The organism is Sporosarcina ureilytica (assembly GCF_001753205.1).
Taxonomy (GTDB): domain Bacteria; phylum Bacillota; class Bacilli; order Bacillales_A; family Planococcaceae; genus Sporosarcina; species Sporosarcina ureilytica.
The window spans coordinates 1,761,998-1,777,480 of record NZ_CP017560.1 but is presented as its reverse complement, the minus strand read 5'-3'; the positions used below and the strand labels follow the sequence as shown (position 1 = coordinate 1,777,480).

21 protein-coding genes and 1 other annotated feature are annotated in these 15,483 nt (G+C 40.0%); all 21 genes read right to left on the bottom strand.

What is annotated here, in order from left to right; all coding sequences use genetic code 11:
- Window position 1: 1 nt before the first annotated feature.
- Window positions 2-457: an ACT domain-containing protein gene (locus tag BI350_RS08770; RefSeq protein WP_075527750.1), complete on the bottom strand. Its 456-nt coding sequence runs from the start codon at window positions 455-457 to the stop codon at window positions 2-4.
- Between the two features lie 26 nt (window positions 458-483).
- Complete coding sequence (gene obgE, locus BI350_RS08765; protein WP_075527749.1) at window positions 484-1,770, bottom strand: GTPase ObgE; 1,287 nt, start codon at window positions 1,768-1,770, stop codon at window positions 484-486.
- Window positions 1,771-1,782: 12 nt separating this feature from the next.
- Complete coding sequence (locus BI350_RS08760) at window positions 1,783-2,301, bottom strand: Spo0B domain-containing protein (RefSeq protein ID WP_075527748.1); 519 nt, start codon at window positions 2,299-2,301, stop codon at window positions 1,783-1,785.
- Between the two features lie 303 nt (window positions 2,302-2,604).
- Window positions 2,605-2,895 (bottom strand): 50S ribosomal protein L27, encoded by a 291-nt coding sequence (gene rpmA, locus BI350_RS08755; RefSeq protein WP_075527747.1) that lies wholly within the window; start codon window positions 2,893-2,895, stop codon window positions 2,605-2,607.
- Window positions 2,896-2,907: 12 nt separating this feature from the next.
- Window positions 2,908-3,237, bottom strand: coding sequence for a ribosomal-processing cysteine protease Prp (locus BI350_RS08750; RefSeq protein WP_075527746.1), 330 nt, complete (start codon window positions 3,235-3,237; stop codon window positions 2,908-2,910).
- A 6-nt stretch (window positions 3,238-3,243) separates the two neighbouring features.
- Window positions 3,244-3,552: a 50S ribosomal protein L21 gene (rplU, locus tag BI350_RS08745; RefSeq protein WP_075527745.1), complete on the bottom strand. Its 309-nt coding sequence runs from the start codon at window positions 3,550-3,552 to the stop codon at window positions 3,244-3,246.
- A gap of 12 nt (window positions 3,553-3,564) precedes the next feature.
- Window positions 3,565-3,638, bottom strand: a sequence feature (ribosomal protein L21 leader region).
- A 126-nt stretch (window positions 3,639-3,764) separates the two neighbouring features.
- Entirely contained in the window at window positions 3,765-4,364 is a 600-nt protein-coding gene (locus BI350_RS08740; RefSeq protein WP_075527744.1) for a M50 family metallopeptidase, read from the bottom strand.
- Window positions 4,361-4,903, bottom strand: coding sequence for a peptidoglycan DD-metalloendopeptidase family protein (locus BI350_RS08735; RefSeq protein WP_075527743.1), 543 nt, complete (start codon window positions 4,901-4,903; stop codon window positions 4,361-4,363). Before BI350_RS08735 ends, BI350_RS08740 begins: the two co-directional genes overlap by 4 nt.
- A 178-nt stretch (window positions 4,904-5,081) precedes the next feature.
- A complete protein-coding gene (gene minD / locus BI350_RS08730; RefSeq protein ID WP_075527742.1) occupies window positions 5,082-5,879 on the bottom strand; it encodes a septum site-determining protein MinD in 798 nt (265 codons plus the stop codon).
- A 1-nt stretch (window position 5,880) separates the two neighbouring features.
- Window positions 5,881-6,552, bottom strand: a complete 672-nt coding sequence (gene minC / locus BI350_RS08725; RefSeq protein WP_075529316.1) for a septum site-determining protein MinC — start codon at window positions 6,550-6,552, stop codon at window positions 5,881-5,883.
- A gap of 32 nt (window positions 6,553-6,584) precedes the next feature.
- The gene (gene mreD / locus BI350_RS08720) at window positions 6,585-7,109 is read right to left on the bottom strand and encodes a rod shape-determining protein MreD (protein WP_075527741.1); all 525 of its coding nucleotides are present in this window, start codon (window positions 7,107-7,109) and stop codon (window positions 6,585-6,587) included.
- The gene (gene mreC / locus BI350_RS08715; RefSeq protein ID WP_075527740.1) at window positions 7,106-8,011 is read right to left on the bottom strand and encodes a rod shape-determining protein MreC; all 906 of its coding nucleotides are present in this window, start codon (window positions 8,009-8,011) and stop codon (window positions 7,106-7,108) included. Before mreC ends, mreD begins: the two co-directional genes overlap by 4 nt.
- 419 nt (window positions 8,012-8,430) lie before the next feature.
- The gene (locus BI350_RS08710) at window positions 8,431-9,447 is read right to left on the bottom strand and encodes a rod shape-determining protein (RefSeq protein ID WP_075527739.1); all 1,017 of its coding nucleotides are present in this window, start codon (window positions 9,445-9,447) and stop codon (window positions 8,431-8,433) included.
- Window positions 9,448-9,538: 91 nt separating this feature from the next.
- Window positions 9,539-10,237 carry a RadC family protein gene (gene radC / locus BI350_RS08705; protein ID WP_075527738.1) on the bottom strand — a complete coding sequence of 233 codons (699 nt, stop codon included), beginning with the start codon at window positions 10,235-10,237 and terminating at the stop codon, window positions 9,539-9,541.
- On the bottom strand, window positions 10,234-10,842 hold the full coding sequence (locus tag BI350_RS08700; protein WP_155767575.1) for a Maf family nucleotide pyrophosphatase: 609 nt from the start codon (window positions 10,840-10,842) through the stop codon (window positions 10,234-10,236). The genes radC and BI350_RS08700 overlap by 4 nt, the downstream gene beginning before the upstream one ends.
- Before the next feature lie 95 nt (window positions 10,843-10,937).
- Window positions 10,938-11,582, bottom strand: a complete 645-nt coding sequence (locus BI350_RS08695; protein ID WP_075527736.1) for a hypothetical protein — start codon at window positions 11,580-11,582, stop codon at window positions 10,938-10,940.
- Window positions 11,583-11,668: 86 nt separating this feature from the next.
- Window positions 11,669-12,424 (bottom strand): prepilin peptidase, encoded by a 756-nt coding sequence (locus BI350_RS08690; protein ID WP_075527735.1) that lies wholly within the window; start codon window positions 12,422-12,424, stop codon window positions 11,669-11,671.
- Window positions 12,425-13,117, bottom strand: coding sequence for a hypothetical protein (locus BI350_RS08685; protein WP_075527734.1), 693 nt, complete (start codon window positions 13,115-13,117; stop codon window positions 12,425-12,427).
- A 2-nt stretch (window positions 13,118-13,119) separates the two neighbouring features.
- Complete coding sequence (locus tag BI350_RS08680; protein WP_075527733.1) at window positions 13,120-13,695, bottom strand: PilN domain-containing protein; 576 nt, start codon at window positions 13,693-13,695, stop codon at window positions 13,120-13,122.
- Window positions 13,685-14,674, bottom strand: coding sequence for a type IV pilus biogenesis protein PilM (gene pilM / locus BI350_RS08675; RefSeq protein ID WP_075527732.1), 990 nt, complete (start codon window positions 14,672-14,674; stop codon window positions 13,685-13,687). The genes BI350_RS08680 and pilM overlap by 11 nt, the downstream gene beginning before the upstream one ends.
- 272 nt (window positions 14,675-14,946) lie before the next feature.
- The gene (locus tag BI350_RS08670; RefSeq protein ID WP_155767504.1) at window positions 14,947-15,456 is read right to left on the bottom strand and encodes a prepilin-type N-terminal cleavage/methylation domain-containing protein; all 510 of its coding nucleotides are present in this window, start codon (window positions 15,454-15,456) and stop codon (window positions 14,947-14,949) included.
- Between the last annotated feature and the right edge of the window lie 27 nt (window positions 15,457-15,483).

The window sequence follows — 15,483 nt, the reverse complement described above, 5'->3', positions numbered from 1 at the left end:
TTTACAAAGCTCCCGAACTAATGACGGAAGCTGATTCCACGAAATCAGGTGATTTCAATCGTTGTATAAAACTGTCCATTTTTATGGCCATCGCAGTGACATCTAATGATAATGTAACGTTTGCCCGCCCTTGAACAGGGATTGTTTGGTGTATCGTCAACACATTACACTTGGCTTCTGACACAATGCTTAAAAGTGTTGCAAGAGAACCTTTTCGATCTTCCAATTGGATAAAGATCGTCAAGATTCTCTCCCGTGCAACAGATTCAAACGGAAATACAGTATCACGGTATTTATAAAAAGCACTTCGGGATAACCCAATGTTTTTCGTTGCTTCTTGAATGGTAGATGCTTCACCTGATGCCAATAACTTCTTTACTTCAATCGTTTTAAGCATGGATTCTGTCAAGACATCTTCTCTTACTAGATAAAAACGCCCCTCTCCTAATCGCTTCATAACATCACTCCAACATTCAAGTCATTTTATTCTATAAACTCAAATTCAAAATTTAGAATCCGTACAATGTCGCCATTTTGTGCGCCGCGTTCGCGAAGTGCATCGTCAACACCCATACCGCGCATTTGTCTTGCAAACTTACGGACAGATTGGTCAAAGTTAAAGTCCGTCATTTTGAATAAACGCTCAATTGTATAGCCGGAAAGGACATATGCTCCGTCGTCGTCTCGTGAAATTTCAAAATCCGACTCTTCCATTTCATGTTTATACAACACTGTATTCTCAGTTTCATCTTCTACATCGGCCAATGAGAATTCAGGCGTTACTTCTAGTAAATCAGCTGTTGCAAACAATAAATCATCCAATCCTTGACGTGTAATTGCAGAGATTGGGAAAATAAGCGCATCGTCATCTAACTTTTCTTTGAATGCTTGTAAATTTTCTTCCGCATCCGGCATATCCATTTTATTCGCCACAATAATTTGTGGACGTTCCGTTAATCGTAAATTATATTGCTTCAATTCTTCATGAATCGTTTCATAATCTTCAAAAGGATCGCGACCTTCCATGCCGGACATATCAATCACATGGATAATGACACGCGTTCGTTCAATATGACGTAGAAATTGATGACCAAGACCTACCCCTTCATGCGCCCCTTCGATTAAACCTGGTAAATCTGCTAACACAAAACTTCTTCCATCACTCGTTTCGACCATGCCGAGATTTGGAACGAGTGTTGTAAAATGGTAATCGCCAATTTTTGGTTTTGCTGCGGATACGACTGATAGGAGGGTTGACTTTCCCACACTCGGGAATCCAACAAGGCCAACGTCTGCCAATACTTTTAATTCGAGCACGATATCTCGCTCAACGCCTGGCTCTCCTTTTTCAGATAACTCAGGTGCTGGATTTTGAGACGTAGCAAATCGACTATTCCCACGTCCTCCCCGACCACCACGTGCGATAACGGCTCTTTGTCCGTGTTCCACTAAGTCTGCAACAACCGGCCCATTCTCCCCTTCTGTTACGACAGTTCCAGGTGGCACTTTGACAATCATATCCTCGGCATTTTTACCGTGTTTATTTTTACTCATGCCGTGTTCTCCTCGAGGCGCTTTAAAATGGCGCTGATAACGAAAATCCATTAACGTTCTGAGACCTTCGTCTACTTCAAATACAACGTCAGCACCCTTTCCACCATCTCCGCCGGCAGGTCCCCCGTACGGTATATATTTTTCTCTACGGAATGCGACCATACCGTCGCCGCCGTCACCGCCTTTTACATATATTTTTACGTGATCAACAAACATAATAAGTTCCTCCTATCGTCCACGTATTGTGAACGTCCATAAATTCTCTGCAAATTTCTCTTCAATTGTAAAAGTCTTTTCTTTTCTCGACTTAGCTTCTAGTTTTGGTAATTTGCCTGTCACTGACATTATAATTGCCCATTCTTCTTTGACTGATAAAATATCAAAATGAGCTTCATACTCCGAAAGAGGATCTAACACATTTTCAACTTGTTTAATCAATTTTTGTAAAGATGAAACGAGGTCGTCATCGCTCACATTTGAAATAGGAGCTTTTACATGACATGTTAACAATTTATCAAAAGAAGTATGTATCCACTCGAAAGTTGCCAACCATATTTCTGTTCTCGGTAAACTTAACGAGGATAACAATGAATGTTGCTTCATTTTATTGGTAGTCGCTAAAATTGTTTTCTTTGCTCGCTCAGTATTCCCTAAATCGATATTCATTAGTATGATTTGGAGGTCGTTTAAAAAGTCATGACGCGTGAACTTCAACGCCTGCGCTAAGGTTAGCTGCTCTTCCTTCATAATCCCTCACTCCATCTCTCTAGTTGTAAATATAAGTATAGCATTACTTTTCCTTTTTACGTAAAATTAAATGCTCCAATACATAAGTTCATTTTATTTTTGAGTCCGTGCACGCCCAGTCAACGCAATTAAATTCCATTCAACCTCTGGAATGTTTTATAGGTGAACTACACTCTTGAAGACTCGAATACCGCGCTTTGGTTTAAATTCCTCTCTAGCGTGTTTAAATGCCTCTCATTGGTCCAAAATAAACAACAATAAAAAGACTGCATGAGTGTATCATGCAGTCTTTATTATGAAGATTTATGCTTCTTGTGCTTCAGCATAAACGCTTACTTTTGTTTTTGAGCGTCCTAGACGTTCGAAACGTACGATACCATCGATTTTTGCGAATAGTGTATCGTCGCTTCCGCGACCAACGTTTTCACCTGGGTGAATTTTTGTTCCGCGTTGACGGTAAAGAATCGAACCACCTGTTACGAATTGTCCATCAGCGCGTTTTGCGCCTAGACGTTTCGCTTCAGAGTCACGACCGTTCTTTGTAGAACCCGCTCCTTTTTTCGATGCGAAAAACTGGAGATCTAAACGTAGCATGTGTGCCACCTCCTACTTCTTGAAGATGATTTTTATATGTTGCCCGTAGTCTTGTTCAATCGTCTGCAAAGAAACAATCATCGCTTTTATAATCAATTGAATGTCGTCATTCTCGATTTCATCTTCAGAAAAAATAACTTTTAAGTAACCGCCATCTGCGCCTTGGTCAATCGTAGGTGTATTCCCTGTTAATGCAATAACGGCATTTAGGGCACCAAATGACACGGCAGATGCGCCGGCACACACTAAGTCTTTTCCATGTTCAGCGAAATGAGCATGTCCAGACATTTCGAATGATTTAATGCGGTCTGATTGCCCTTTTTCAATCTTCACTTTAATCATAGTCGATTATGCGTTAATGCCTTCGATTACAACTTTAGTGTATGGCTGACGATGACCTTTTTTCTTGGCATCATTATTTTTTGGCTTATAAGTGAAAATCGTAATTTTTTTACCACGGCCCTGTTCTACAACTTTCGCTGTAACAGAAGCACCTTCTACGTAAGGAGCACCAACTTTTACGTCGTCGCCGCCTACGAAAAGAACTTTGTCAAATGTAACAACGTCGTTAGCTTCACCAGCTACTTTTTCAACGTAGATTTCTTGACCTTGTTCAACTTTAATTTGTTTTCCACCAGTTTCAATAATTGCGTACATACTTGCACCTCCTCTATTACTAAGACTCGCCTTAAAAGGTGTTCCTATCGGACGCTTATACCTTTTCAGAGCGGTTGTAGCACGGGTGCGCTACAAACAATAACATTAAAATATTATCACGGATAAATTGTTTCGTCAACAGTTATTTAAAAAATCTATGAAAATTGCCGGTGGCTTAAGTATAATACGGAAAATACCTGAGCATCAGCAACTTACTTCTTTAAGTTAAATAAAGCTTTTTCATATTTTCGGTAGCGAAACGCGGAAATATTTTGGATTAACAGAAAAGAAGCGAGCACAATATAAGGAATTGTCTGCGGCAATGAAAAGCTAAGCGTAATGATGACGATACTATAAAAAATCATTGAATGAACAATCATCGCCAGTCTCGCCTCGTATTCTTTACCTTTTTTCTCAATGAATGCACTTAACGCCTGTCCGCCATCTAGAGGCAAAAAAGGTAATAAATTTACAGCCAATAAAATAAGTTGAATACGAATTAAAAGATCCGTTGCGGAAAAAGGGATGACCATTGCAAGTATAAGTAAAAACAAAGTCGCAGCTGGACCACCAAGCGCGACATAAAAACGCTTACGACGACGCACAGCATGTCGTCCTGGAATGGTTAGTTCACCACCGTAAGGCATAATTGTGCATGACCTGACGCGGAGACCAACCATTTTAGCGGCCACTAAATGTCCCGCCTCATGAATTAAAAGGGATACGAAGATTAACGTATAAATAGATACATTTCCCGAAACGAGTAGAAATAAAAAGACAGGAATTAGAATAGGATGCAGGCGTACTTTCATTCCACCGAACCCGATAAGTAAGCTGGTAATAGCGACGCGTCTAAATTAGCACCATCTCGTTTTACCATGAAGAAAAGTGCTTCTTCCTCCATTAATGCAAGTGTATCTCCTCTTTTAACTGACGTATAGGGAAGCTTGCTAAATGAACCAACAAAGCCATATGTGACTTCATCTCCATCATCATAAAGAACAGTTATCGTCTTGCCTGTTTGACGCTTAATACCTGTAAAGATGACGAGGCCATCCCGCTGTGCCTCAATCGCAATTGGCTGTGGATAAGAAATGATTACGCCTTCTTTGAACGGTTGCAACGATTCATACGAACCTAATAATGAGTTTTCATAATTTACCGCCAGCAACTCATCTTCCGGATTGTCCAACATAGAAGCAACCCATTTTTTCATTACCAAAAAGTCTTGCCCTGTCGTTACATATTGTGAAACGGGTTTGTGAATAATACCCAGTTCTTCTAGTTTAGTAACCCCTACAATTCCTAGTACAAGAATGAAAGCCAGTAGCCATTTTGTTTTCCACTTCACTGAGATTCACCACCTGTTTTTTGTAGTATATGATGGTGAACAAAGAAATAGTATCTAGTTCTAGTTGAAGATAACTAGAATTACAAAAACCCCCACGTTTACGAGACGTAGAGGTTATTATGGCCTGGCTTCGAATGTTTAATATTGAATCGACGACTTTTTGTCGATAGCTAATTGTTTATTTCACAAAAATAGACTTTAATTTACTAAAAAATCCATTTCTGTTTTGTTCTATTGACATTAATGGGACGGATTCTCCAAGAATTCGTCGTGCAATATTCCGGTAACCAAGAGCAGCGGAATTTGATGGGTCCATCACAATTGGTTCACCCTTATTTGATGAACTAATCACTTGTTCATCGTCCATGATAATTCCTAATAAATCAATGGATAAATGCGTTGTGATATCATTGACATCCAATGCATCATTATTGTTTATTAAATTACGTTTAATTCGATTGATTATCAGTTTCGGCGGTTCAATATCTTCTTGTTCTAGTAAACCGATAATGCGGTCCGCATCACGAACAGCAGAAATTTCTGGCGTTGTGACAACGATTGCTCGGTCTGCACCTGCTACTGCGTTTTTATACCCTTGCTCAATACCTGCAGGACAATCGATTAAAATATAATCATAGTCTCGCTTCAACTCTTCAACCAATACTTTCATTTGGTCCGCGTTAATTGCATTTTTATCTGTCGTTTGTGCAGCAGGCAGTAAAAATAAACCTTCCTCAAAACGTTTATCTTTTACGAGCGCTTGGTGAATCTTACATCGCCCTTCAATGACATCAACTAAATCATAAATAATTCGATTTTCGAGACCGAGGATGACATCAAGATTACGGAGGCCGATATCAGTATCGACGAGACAAACCTTCTTTCCTTGGAGCGCAAGTGCCGTTCCAAGGTTAGCCGTTGTCGTCGTCTTACCGACACCACCTTTACCCGATGTTATTACAATTGCTTCTCCCACATTAGATGCCCCCTTTAAATGATGATAAATGTGGTCTTATAATGCGTAGTTCTTGCAAGCGATCAATCGTAATGAAACCATTTGTATGAATATACGCACATTCCATTTCTGGTTGTTCGGATAGAATGGTTAATTCGTCTGTCATTAACTCCATTTTATCCGCAATCATTAAATGTGTAGCTTCAAGCCACGACGCTGCAATAACTGACTCTGTATTTCCATTGGCACCCGCATGGGCAATTCCTTTTAGCCTACCAAGAACATAGATGCTCCCTCCTGCAACTACACGCGCATTGGGGTTTACGTCTCCGATAACGACTAAGTCTCCTTCAGCTTTAACAACTTGTCCTGAACGAACGATGCCAATAAATGTTTCTGATTGTTTTTCAAGTATCCGGGCATTGCATTCTTCAACTGTTAGCACATCACTTTGAATTTTTGATATCCGTAAATTAGGTGAACTATGAATAATGTTCATAATTTCCTTCAATTCGCTTTCATTACAATATCGGTACCCGATATCGACCTGGACTTCCGATAAACCTTCTAGTCCGCTTTCCGATACTTTGCTACGGAGTTCCGCTAGCAAATCTGAATAGGCACATTTGTCGTCAAGTCGAAGAACAAGGCCGTCTTTCGTCCCTTTAATCGCTACATATTGCTGTTTCGTCATTGCTGTCACCCCGCATCTTCCTTTACCTCAAATTACATAACATCAGATGATTTATGCAATATTTTCTCTTCAATGATTTTTTTAAAAAACCAACTAAACATTATCACAAATAAAGAATTAGCTAGCATTGTTGGAATGAGTCTTCCTTTAAAAAACTCCTCAAATCCAATAGATGTAACGGAAATTAAACTTGCAAATCCATATGAAAATATTTCTAAAAGTGCAATAAGTAATAAAGTTAATCCAATAACTGTCACAATATGTCTATGGATATAGCGAATAATTCCGGACGCTATCAAACAAATGAGTGGATATAAAAAAGCGTATATCCCAATAATATCAATGTAAAAGATATCATACAAGAGCCCAAAGATAATTCCATAGATGATCGCTTGTTTACGACTTCCATAAATTGAAATAAAAATGAGACAAACGATCACAAATCGTGGAACAAGCGTCAGCAAAGTATTTGCGTACGTTATCGGAGAAAACAGACTAAAAACTGGCTCCATGAAAAAAAGAACTGAAATCATCAAAGGGATGACAGATCGAATCATGATCCATCCTCCCCCTCCGTACCGACAGTTCCATTGCCATCCGTTCCTTCAACTGTCACAGACGTCCGCTGCGTGATAATGACATGGTCTAACATTGAGAACTGTGCAGCAGGTCGGATATAAACCATCTTCGTCAGACCGTAATCATCTGTAGACACTTCAGTCACCTCGCCGATTGGTAAACCTTTAGGAAAAATTCCACCCAATCCAGAAGAAATGACTTTTTCTCCAATTTGAATTTCATAGTCAGTATCTATACGCCTCATAATCAATTCGCCACGTTCACGATCAAACCCTTCAATGAGCCCGAAAGCGGATTGATCATCGGCTTCTTTACTGCGTATAACTGCCGAAACGCGGAAATTTCGATTCTCCGTCGAAAGCAATTCTACTGTTGAATAAAAATCCGTGACGACAACAACTTTTCCAATTAAACCTCTCGAGGTAATCACGGCCATATTTTGTTTAACACCATGCTTTGAGCCTTTATCTAAAATAATTTTCTCTTCCCACTGATCTGGGTTTCTGGAAATCACTGTTGCATGAATTGGCTGATAAGCATTCAAATCTTCTTGTTTACCGATAATTTCGCGCAACTCTTTGTTTTCAATTCGAACTTCCGTAAGCTCTGCTTGCACGGAAGCGTATTCATTCAGACGCTCTTTTAATATTTTATTTTCTTCATATGTATTCAAAATTCCGTCGACATTCCCAATAACCCCAGTAATAAAATGCGTTGGCTTTGAGAATATCGTTTGTCCAAAACCGACAACATCTTTTACAATTCTTTCTGGCAGGGAAGCGTTATGCCGGTCTCTTAAGGTGAATGAAATTAATGCAACGAGGACAATTACGCCTACAAGCAATAAAATCAATCGTTTATTTGAAAAAAATCGCGGCATTGCCATTATCCTCCCTTAACTTTCCGGTTTCAACAGTTTGGTAGCCCCCACCCAAACAGGCGGAGGCACAAACCATTCTCTTTACTTTTTTACATAATCATAATGTTATAAACTTCACGTTCACACGTATGCTGTGGAGAAATCATTTTATTTTTACCACGAACAACTTTTGCTACATCCTGCTACGGGCCTAGCCTCTCGGGTCATAAGCAAGCTAGCTATGTGACAACGTACGCTACACCGCCAGCTCGACTTATGCCTGTCGGGGCTAAACGACGCCCTACGCTATTGTTTACATCCAGCTACGGGCCTCAGATGCTCGAGTCATAAGCCAAGCTGACTATGTAGCAAAAACCGCTACGTCGTCAGCTTGTCTTATGCTTGTCGCATCTAAGCAGACGCCCTACGCTTTTGTTATATTATTTCGCTTGCATTTTTTTGATGATGTCAAAGTTATCTAAAGCTTTTCCTGTTCCAATCGCCACGGAATCTAATGGTTCTTCTGCGATGAAGACAGGCATATTGGTCTCTTCAGAAATGACTCTGTCGAGGCTACGTAATAACGCGCCGCCCCCTGTTAAGACGATACCACGTTCCATAACGTCTGACGAAAGTTCTGGAGGTGTCGTTTCTAATGTTTTCTTCACACCTTCAATAATATGAGTAATGGATTCACGCAACGCACCTGCAATTTCGTCTGAGGAAATTTCAATCGTCTTCGGTAGACCTGTCAATAAATCTCGTCCACGGATTTCCATTTTCTCTGTTTCTTCTTCAACTTTTGCAGAGCCAATCTCTAATTTAATCGCTTCTGCTGTTCGTTCACCAATAGTTAAGTTATACGTTTTACGGATATACCCTGAAATTGCGTGATCCATTGTATCTCCGCCGACACGAATTGACTCACTTGTAACAATTCCGCCAAGTGAAATAACCGCGACTTCTGTTGTACCGCCACCAATATCAACAACCATACTTCCTGTCGGTTCCCAAACTGGCAGCCCCGCACCAATTGCAGCTGCAAATGGTTCTTCAATCGTGTACGCGTCTTTTGCGCCACCTTGACGGGATGCATCGATGACCGCTCTTTGCTCAACCGAAGTAATGCCATAAGGCACACAGACCATCACATTTGGCTTTTTCCAGGAACCGCCTGATGCTTTCATCGCTTCTTTCATATAATGCTCTATCATAGCAGTTGTAATTTCAAAATCAGCAATTACGCCATCTTTCATTGGACGTGTCGCAATAATTGAACCTGGTGTACGACCAATCATATTTTTTGCAGCACTTCCTACTGCAACAATTTCACCTGTATGCGTATTTTTTGCAACAACGGAAGGCTCTCTTAATACAATGCCTTTCCCTTTAATAAACACCAATGTATTTGCTGTACCTAAATCTATACCAACATCTTTTGCACCGAATCCAAACAAAATTAGTTCTTCCTTTCTTCTCAACCGTTTATTACGGCATTCATCAAATAATATACCACATTATAGCGGATTGGCGAAGAAAGTGATAGTGTCACATGTACCCTTTTTCTTTTAGGCTTATGAACTGATGGTCCCCTATTACGAGATGATCTAGTACATCTATCCCCATCATATCACCTGCTGCCACCAATCTCTTCGTCACTTCAATATCTTCAGGCGATGGCGCGGGATTGCCTGATGGATGATTATGCGCACAAATAATGGAAGCCGCGGAACGTTTTACCGCTTCACGAAAAAGCTCCCTTGGATGAACAATCGAAGCATTTAATGAACCAATAAAAATCGTTTCTTTATGTAATACTTCATTTTTAACATTTAAAAATAAAGCAACAAAATGTTCTTGTTGTAATGACGTCATATCCGTCATTAAATAATTTGCAGCATCCTCTGGTGAACGTATGACATATCGCTCTCTTGAGTCCTTCCGGTGCACTCTTTTACCAAGCTCTACAGCGGCCAAGAGTTGAACTGCCTTTGCTTGTCCAACCCCTTTCACTTTCATACATTCTTCTAGCGTCGCATATTGGAAGTCTTGTATTTTATCAAAAGAGGTTAGGATGCGATTGGCTAGCGCAAGGACTGACTCTTGTTTTGTACCGGTCCTTAGTAAAATCGCAATTAGTTCTTGATTGGATAAACTGCTCGCACCTTGCCTAATAAGACGCTCTCGGGGCCTGTCCGCAAGATGAACGTCCCGAATCATCATTTGTGGCTTTTCATCCAGTTTCATTCGTCCCTCACACTCCCTTTAAGTGTGATGGCGCCGATGTTTTGTAGTACTCGTGAAAGTTGTGCGACGGGAAGTCCCATAACTGAATAATAATCTCCATTTATTGCTTTAACAAATAATAAGCCGCCTGATTGAATCCCGTAAGCACCTGCTTTATCAGAACAATCACCTGTTTCAATGTAAGCATCTATCATAGCATCATCTAGCTCATAAAACGTAACTTTCGTCTCCGAAGAAAAGGAATGAATTTCTCCCGCATGCATAACCGCAACTGCTGTAATAACTAAGTGGGTTTGTCCAGATAGCGTTTGTAAGAACTGTTTGGCTTGTTCTTTATCTTTCGGCTTAGGAAAAACCTTTCCATCAAAACTAACAATCGTATCTGCCCCAATGACCGTCTTTTCTGTATGATATTCCGCAATCGCTTTCGTTTTTTCAATCGCTAATGCTGTCACGTACTTGTGGACACTAGATGGGGTAGATTCTACATTTTCTATAACATTACTTTTCATTGCTTGAAAAGGAATCCCCAATTCCTGCAATAATTCTTTCCGCCTCGGTGATTCTGAAGCTAAAATAATCGGTTGATTTGCTATAAATTTCATCATTATCCCTCCCTACTTTTTATTGTAACCACTTAGGAAGGTTTTGAAAATTGTATCAAATAACGAATAACGGCAAATTAGTTTAAAAAATCAATTTAAAACGAAATTTTCACACAGTCACTTGTGTTCGCATATTTGGAAAGTAAGTGCAGGCGAATCACTTTCAAATCGTTGGTAAATGCGGTTATTGTGTCGATATGCTGAGCTAATTCCTTTGCTTTTTCGTCATCATTTGTCGAAGTCAATTGTTTTATTTTCGCTATATCGTCTGCCTCGAGTACTTCCCAGAGATTTGTTGTATGAATTAAGTCACAAGATGCCGGACTAACGGAAAACTCTTTCTTATACGTGTCTGCCTCAAGAATTCCTTCAATCTCCGCTTCTGATAAGCCTACAGCCGACCAAACAAAATATTGTCCGTTTGAATGAATAATTGCTGCCGTAGATAAGGACGTATCAGCGGCGATAAAGGTTGCGGCGGATGCCGAAGTTGTAAATGCACCGTGTTGCTTTGCGTAAAGCGAAAGGGATTCCCCCTTTAAATCAGCGGGTGTTCCATTCTCCTTATCTTCGGCAGGTCCAGACGCTGGAATTTCGTTTTCAATCTTATCGACTGTCCGCTTCCCTTCCGCGCCGACAAAAATAATCCCGACAACTGCAATGGCTGCAATGCCAATAATGACACCGTGAAGCATCGCCATGAATACTGTTATATTCGAGTATCTTTTTCCAAATTTCATCTCTACCACCCCGTTTTCTTAACAGTAGCAGAATTGAATCGAAAAAAAACAAGACACTTGTCGGCATTTATTAAAAACTTCTCGACTTATACAAACAGCTTCCCATACCAATCGACAATCAGTGCGCCCCAGAAATAAACGATTAATGCTGCGACCGCAATCGACGGGCCAAATGGAATCGGCGTTTTTCGACCTTTCCTAGTTTTCTTCAAAATAATCAAACCGACAAATGTTCCAATTAGCGAAGCGAGAAACAACGTTAAAAGTGTCTGAATCGGACCAAGTACAAGTCCTATTACAAAAAACAATTTCACATCACCGCCGCCCATCCCGCCTTTGGACAATAACGCAATCACAAAAAGTACACCGAATCCAACAATCGCTCCAACAATACTGCTCCACCAAGGCGATAAAGGGACGATGATGCGCAAAATAACGAGGACGATTGCAAATGGAAACAAGATTTTATTCGGAATTAGCATATAAGCAATATCCGATACAGTGATGATCACTAATAAAGAAATGAAAAGCAGTGCTACAATTAGTTCCAAACTAAACCCAAGCATCCCATATGCAAGCGCAAAAAGAATACCTGTTATAAACTCCATTAAGGGATAAACCGGGCTAATTTTCGTTTGGCATCCTCGGCACTTTCCACGCAAAAACAAATAAGAAAAGATAGGGATTAAATCGATTGCCCGTAATGTTCGATGACAGACAGTGCACTGTGAAGACGGCAAAACAATCGATTCTTTTTTTGGAACGCGCAGCCCTACAACATTAAAAAAAGAGCCGAAGACGATGCCGTAAATAAAAAACAGTACCATATAGAGTGTCTCCATTTACTCGCCTCCAACGCCCGAATAAAATGTAGTGAGTTGAATTGTTACGCCAATGCTTTCATCAGGGTTTTCTGACGCCAACTCTTCCTCCCCCGCCTTAGAAAACTGAACATCATCCACCCGAATCACACGATCCAGCGCTTCAATCTCTTGAATAAATTGCAATAGTTGGTCATCTCCTGGAACAAGAACATGTACTTGAAGTGATAAAAGCTTCAATTGTTCAGGCAAAGACGTAATGTCAATATTTGTTTGCGGAACATCTTCTTCCTCGCCATCCTGCCCACTGTCTTCTTGCACTGCTCCTTCCTCTTCATCGTCTACACCCTCTATGAGCGATGAGTTTGAGACGGATGCATCGTAATCATTAAAAATAATGGACAAAATTTTTGCATCGCTAATAAGTTCAATTTCTTGAAGAGACATTAGCAATTTGCTTATCTCTCTTTTTTCCGGTAGTTTTTTTCTAAGCTGAAATTCATTTTCCGGTGCTGCCTGTACAACAGATGCATGTTCGATATTTTGTTCGAGCTGGTTAATTTCAAGTTCTAATGCTTCAACCGTTCGAAGCATTCGCTTTTTCTCCTCATTTTTGGGATAAACACCGTAATAGTAAAATGCGCCCGCAACAACAAAAGCTAACATAACGAGCAAAACAATGAGCGTTTTATTTTCATTTATCAATGCTTTCATTATTAATCACCATCCGCTCGTAAATACTGTAATCGAATCGGAAGTTCAAAAGAATTCGCAAACCGATCCACAACGTTAAATTGAGACTTGTCCTCCTCGTTAACTGGGTCAAACGCGGTCATTTCATTTACAAAAACATCTTCAAAGAAGTTACTTCTCGATAAATAATCGACATAGGAAACGACTTCCGGCATCGTTTCAAAATCGACTCGGAGCTGAACCGCGGTTTCTGTAAAGGCATATTCACGTAAATACGCATCTTCGTCTAAGCCTTTATTAATTTCAATGATGAGCGGCGACACTGGATAAGAAACGCGCTCAACAAACTCCACAGCTGTCTCCAAATCGAACGCCTCTTTGTCATCGATTACACTTAATTTCTCCAGTAAGGTCTCTTTTTCTATTTCTAGTGATTGTTGCTCGCTCTTAAGTCCTGTTAATTGACTGGATAATGTGATCGAACGATAGAGCAAGAATAGTAGAAACGCACAAAAAATAACAGCTATTGCGATGAATAGCCATTTCACACTCGCTGATTGCCGTTCTCTTTTAGGCAGTAAGTTAATATCAGGCACCATGCAAACTGTCTCCTCTCAGCGATAAACCGATTAACGCTGCATGCTCTGCCTTGAACGCCGGAAAATGTTGCCGCATCATTTCATCGTTTACAACTTGAATTGGGAGGTCTAGCATTGACGTAATTTGTTCTATAATAAAATCCATTTCTGGATTATCTCCCATCATAATCAGTTCATCGACCGCTTTTTCACCTTTATGTAAAGAAAACTGATAGAAGTTGAGAATCCGCTCCAATTCCATCGTCTGATCTGTCAATGGCATATGATAATCTCTGATATCTCCTTCGTAAACATATGTATGCTCGCCCGATTCCGTCGTCAAATAACGCCAATCTCGATTTTGCGTTTCCAGTGGCTGGTAACGAAGAAAATCAACATTCCCACCTGAATAAATACAAACAGATACGGCGTTCACAGACCATTCCGCAATTAAATACGTTTTATCATTTCCAAACAATCGAATTTCTTGTAAAAATCGAATATTACATAACGCGCGTATGTCTAATATGGCAGGCTCTAACTGAACATCCTCATATAAGCGCATTAATTGCACCACATCTTCAGAAGGCGCTGCAAATAGCGTAGCCGCTTGATCATTTGGGTTAGGGTCGTACACATCGATGAGCGGTTGCTCAAAAGGCAAATGAATCGTTGACCCGAGTTCCATTTCTACAAACTCTTTAATCGCTTCCGTACTAAGTTTCCCGGGATGCTCAATCGTCCGCATCAAGATAGCATGGTCCGGCACAAAAAAGCGAAGCTCATGTTTCGCAATACTCCACTCTTTTACAAGCGTTTTAATCAATTCATAAAACGCCATCTCATCTTGAACAACCTCCTCCTCAACAAGGTCAGCGGGCAACGGATGTTCAAATAATAATGATTCTAATAAATCCCCTTCTGTAAAACTGAGGGCACGTATGTAAAAGTCTGTCAGTTCAATAGAGACAGTACGTTTTTTCTTTTTGAAGGTAAACATGAAATAGTGCTCCTTTCATTGGCTTGCAATTTCATCACTAACAGTAGGGAATAACTTTTTTTATTCGCTATTGTGGGGGATGAAATAAAGTGGATTAGAAAATTTATGTGAAACGAGAAGATTAGTTTTGGACGAGAGCCTCATGCAATAAGACAATTAAAAGCGATTGTCTTATTGCAATAGCTTCCCTTTACTAACTTAAAAGATACCAATAACCCTAGGTATATGCATAATCTAATGATTAGTTTAATTGCCCAAATTTAGTCTGTTTTTTATCCGTTACCTGGCTCGGTTGTTTCCCCAATTGTATGAGTGCTATCTATTTGACTTCCCTTTTTAGAATCACCATTAATTATAGTAATTGTTGCATTTGTAAATGAGACAGACTTGCCTTTTGCAAATGGAATTGCAGTAGTTGTTATAGCTTGTGGCGTATTAATGCCTACTGTTGCCTTTCCAGGAATTGCACCAGGGGTTTCTAAGTATTTCGCCTTGACTAACGCTTCTACAGTAATTTTCTCTTTTGTATTCTCACCAGCCTCGGAACCCGATGGATTTGCTGCTTCTTCCCCTTCTGGATTATCCAAGTAATACATTTGAGCAGCATTGATTACATTAATCGCATCCGCTTTTACCGCATTATACTTACTATTTGTAATGATATTCCCAATAGCCGGAATTGCAATCGCCGCAATAATTCCTAAAATCACAATAACCGCAAGTAACTCAACAAGTGTTAAACCTTTTTCGTTTTTAAGTTGCTTTCTCATTCTATTAATCATATTATGACCTCCATTTTTTTCATTTTT